We start from the raw sequence: 2,630 nt of genomic DNA on the forward strand, positions 1-2,630 counted from the left end.
GGGCCGGTGACCCGGAAGTCGACGCCGCCCTCGATCTGTCGAGCGAGGCTGGCCTGCGCCGCCAGGAAGTCCTCTGTCCGGTCATGGGGCACCAGCAGCGACAGATTCAGGAAGTCGGGGCTGGAGGGCGGATGGGCAACGTGCTCTCGGCCATAGGGAATCAGCGCTTCGAGGAGTCCCGCTGCCAGCGAATCCTGGCGTTCCTGAACTTCGCGGGCGACCAGTTCCCCGAGCGCGAGGGGCAGCTGCGGATCCTGATCGCCGGAGCGGATCTGCTCGTTGAGCTCCCCCGCCTTGGGGGAATCCTGCAGGATCTGGCGCAGCAGCTCGTCCTCGTCCGCCTGGGACGCCCTCACGTGGAACTCGGCGCAGCCGTCGAGTCGCTCGAGCGTGGCGGTGTAGCTGTCCGTGCCCGCTTCCAGGGCCTGCTGGACGGCCTGATCGTCGGAGGCGAGGTAGCCGAACTGCAGCGGCAGGACCACGGCGTCGGCCATGAGGGACTCCAGCACCGCCTGATGCGCCTGGAGGTCTCTCCGCTTGGGCCGGACCTCTTCGGAGATGTCGCTGACCACTGCGCACAGGGGGCCGGCGGTGACCGTGCGCACGGGTGAGGGGTCGGAGCCCACCGCGGTCAGGCCGTCGAGGCGCTGAGGGTGGTCCTTAGCGGTGATCGCGTACACATAGAGCGCCATCGGTTACTCCTTCTCCCGGCGGGCCGGGCGCCGGGCGGGACGCCGCTTCCTGGGGGGAGCCTCTTCCTCGGCCTCTTCTTCCTCCGGTTCCTCTTCCTCCTGCTTGGAACGGCCGGTCACGGATTCGGTCACAGCGTCGACCGCCCCGCTCAGCGCACCCTTGGCTTTGCCGTGGGATCCGCCTTCCATCATTTCTCCGACGACCTCGGGGAGCTGGGCAGGCGCCTTCCGGCCTGCTTCCAGATCGAGCCGGTTGCATGCTTCGGCGAAACGCAGGTAGGTGTCGACGCTGGCCACCACGATGCGGGCGTCGATCTTGATGAGCTCGATGCCCACTACCGAGATACGGATGAAAATGTCGATGACGAGACCGCGGTCGAGAATGAGCTCCAACACGTCGTAGAGGCTGCTGCCGCCCGTGCCGCCTCCGCCTCTGCTCACGCTGCCGCCGCTCTGCGGCACCATGGTCATGGCGCCTCCTTTCCAGGACGGCCTGTCTTCAGGTCGGCCGGTCGATCGTGCCTCGGCTGTACCGGCGGGTCCGTTCGTAGGAGACCAGCTGCCCCTCCGGATCCAGGGCGACCTTGTAGCTGGCCATCACGCTGGTCGTGTCGGGGATGCGTTCCAGTTCCACCACTTCCACCTGAGCCTCCCAGCCGTCCTCGGTCGGCTTGAGCGACGAGACGGAGTCCGGGGCCCTGCCGAGCAGTTCGGCCAGTTGACCCGCTGCGGAGCGCATCGCGGCAGCCGCGTTGGGAACCCCTGCCTTCCGCTTGGCGGAAGCGCGGCGTGCCGGCGGCTGCTCCTGTTCCTCGGCGTCCTCGGGTGGGCGGTGACGGACTCTCCGCGGACGTGCCGGTTCTGCTGCGGCCATGTGTTCACTCCACTGGGGGACACCTCTCACTGAACCTACAATGTCATGATATAGGGAGATGCGTGTGGCATCGGGGGTAGGTGGCGTACAAGCCGCCTGAGCGGGGCCGTTTTTTCGGCTGCCGGCGATGGGCCGTTACTTCGGCTGCCGGCGCAGAAACAGCTGGCGCAGTCCGTGTACCCGGACGGTATTCCTGGGCAGCGACGTGCAGCCCACAAGCGCCCTGGTGAAGGGATAGCAGCTCATGGAGGACACGACCAAGATGACGCTCGCGGCCGCGGTGGCCGGGGGTTATGTACTGGGGCGCGCGAAGAAGGGCCGTCTCGCATTCACGGTGGCCACGTACCTCGCCGGTCGCCGTTTCGGCCTCGAGCCGGGTCAGCTCCTGACGCAGGGCCTCAGCAAGCTCAAGGAGACGCCCCAGTTCGCTGAAATCACCGACCAGCTACGGGGCGAGGCCCTGGAGGCGGGCAAGAAGGCACTTGGAGCCGCGGCGAATCGCAAGCTCGCCGACCTCGCCGACACCCTCCACCATCGGACTCTCGAACTGACCAGCGGGGAGGACGCGGAAGACGAAGAGGAGCCCTACGAGGACGAGTACGAAGACGAGGAAGAGGAAGAGGAAGAGGAAGGGGAAGAGGAGGGCTACGCGGAGCCGGAGGCCGAGGAAGAGGAGGAGGAAGAAGAAGAGGAGGAGGAAGAAGAGGAAGAGCCGGAGGAAGAGGAAGAGGAGGAAGAAGAGCCCCCGCCCCGCAGGCGCAGCCGGCCGTCGGCCCGCAAGCGCACTGGCTCCGAAGCTCCCGCCCGAAAGACTGCGCGGCGATCGAGCGCCTCGAAATCGACAGCGCCGGCCAAGAAGGCCGCACCGTCCAAGTCCGCTGCCAAGAAGGCGGCGAAGAAGGCACCAGCGAAGAAGGCGCCGGCGAAGAAGTCCGCGGCGCGAGCTCCCGCCCGCAAGACGGCGGCCAAGAAGACCGCGGCGAAGAAGACGGCCGCGAAGAAGACGTCAGGCCGCAAGCCGTCCACGCGGAGGTAGGTCATGGCACAGTCAGAACGCGGCAGCG

General features: G+C 67.3%; 4 protein-coding genes. 1 reads left to right on the plus strand and 3 read right to left on the minus strand.

All coding sequences use genetic code 11. The annotated features are described in order from the left end of the window. The 3 genes from AB0M39_RS41750 to AB0M39_RS41760 form a co-directional block, all read right to left on the minus strand. Positions 1–692, minus strand: a 692-nt coding sequence (locus AB0M39_RS41750; RefSeq protein WP_365374349.1) for a GvpL/GvpF family gas vesicle protein, incomplete at its 3' end; no start/stop codon positions are given. A gap of 3 nt (positions 693–695) precedes the next feature. Beyond that, positions 696–1,163, minus strand: coding sequence for a gas vesicle protein GvpJ (gene gvpJ, locus AB0M39_RS41755; RefSeq protein WP_365374352.1), 468 nt, complete (start codon positions 1,161–1,163; stop codon positions 696–698). A 28-nt stretch (positions 1,164–1,191) separates the two neighbouring features. Continuing rightward, positions 1,192–1,566, minus strand: a complete 375-nt coding sequence (locus AB0M39_RS41760; RefSeq protein ID WP_365374355.1) for a gas vesicle protein — start codon at positions 1,564–1,566, stop codon at positions 1,192–1,194. A gap of 244 nt (positions 1,567–1,810) precedes the next feature. Between AB0M39_RS41760 and AB0M39_RS41765 the strand changes: the two genes are divergently transcribed. Next, complete coding sequence (locus AB0M39_RS41765) at positions 1,811–2,602, plus strand: histone protein (protein ID WP_365374358.1); 792 nt, start codon at positions 1,811–1,813, stop codon at positions 2,600–2,602. Positions 2,603–2,630: the final 28 nt, after the last annotated feature.

Source organism: Streptomyces sp. NPDC051907, assembly GCF_040681075.1.
Taxonomy (GTDB): Bacteria; Actinomycetota; Actinomycetes; order Streptomycetales; family Streptomycetaceae; genus Streptomyces.